Genomic DNA, 895 nt, shown 5'->3' with positions numbered 1-895 from the left:
CCATCGTATTGCCGATGGCCTTCTCTCCCAATGAGTTCTCGGACGGATGCGTCGCATGGAAGTTGAAGTAGTACGGCTGCCCATTGGTTGTCTGCAGGGTGGTGACGCAGTCGCCCCATGGATTGTTGTGCTGCTTGCCCTGGGCAAAATTGTGCAGCGGCGACAAGCCAAGGAAGTTCAGCGAGCTCAGGTTGGCGATGCGCGTACGGAAGCGCCAGTTGCCCGGCAGCTGCGCATAGAATGACGAGGCGATCGCGAGATCTTCCTTGGCCAATACATTACGCTCTTGCAAAAAAAAATGGCCCCGGTCAGTGCCGGGGCCATCCATCGAACGTTATCTGCCTTTACAGGCTTGGGCCGCTGCGTGTCTCGACGTTTTGCTGTGCTTGGTGCGCATTTTGCTGGACTTGGCGCTGGCTTTCCTCCGCCACCTGACGGCTACTCTGTTCCAACGGTTGGTTCTGCGCCTGATCGCGATCCACGAATACACGCCGCATTGCTGGGTCGGTCATCTCGCCTTGTACCGCGAAGAAGCCGTCGCCACTCTTGTTCGGCACTACATGGTCGATGCGTTGGAGACCGCTGACCTTGGCCTCGAACACGATCTGCCCGGCCGCCTGCTCCAGCTCCTTGCGGTTGGAAAATCCACCGCGCTCGCCCAAGGCCTCCAGCTTGCCTACCGTACCGACGAACATGCCATTGTCGGGGTGGCGAGGATCGGAAAGCAACGGAGCAGATGTGGCATGTGAAGGGACACCCTGAGCACTGCTCTGCTCGGCGTGTTTGGTCGTCTGCTGCGACAATGCTTTCCCGAGTGCCGCCTGTGTTTGCTGCCCCACTACACCATCGACTTGCAGGCCATGTGCGCGCTGGAATTGCTCCACCGCGAACTTGG

1 protein-coding gene and 1 pseudogene are annotated in these 895 nt (G+C 59.2%); both read right to left on the bottom strand.

The features are described 5' to 3' along the window. A pseudogene (locus EO156_RS23825) lies at positions 1-271 on the bottom strand (VirB4 family type IV secretion/conjugal transfer ATPase); the annotation flags it as partial. Between the two features lie 73 nt (positions 272-344). Next, positions 345-895, bottom strand: a 551-nt coding sequence (locus EO156_RS23820) for a peptidoglycan-binding domain-containing protein (protein WP_206513897.1), incomplete at its 5' end; no start/stop codon positions are given.

Source organism: Xanthomonas sp. DAR33341 (genome assembly GCF_003992815.1).
Lineage (GTDB): Bacteria > Pseudomonadota > Gammaproteobacteria > Xanthomonadales > Xanthomonadaceae > Xanthomonas > Xanthomonas cissicola.
Note: the sequence above shows the minus strand (reverse complement) of the source record. Positions and strands in the feature narration are given on the sequence as shown.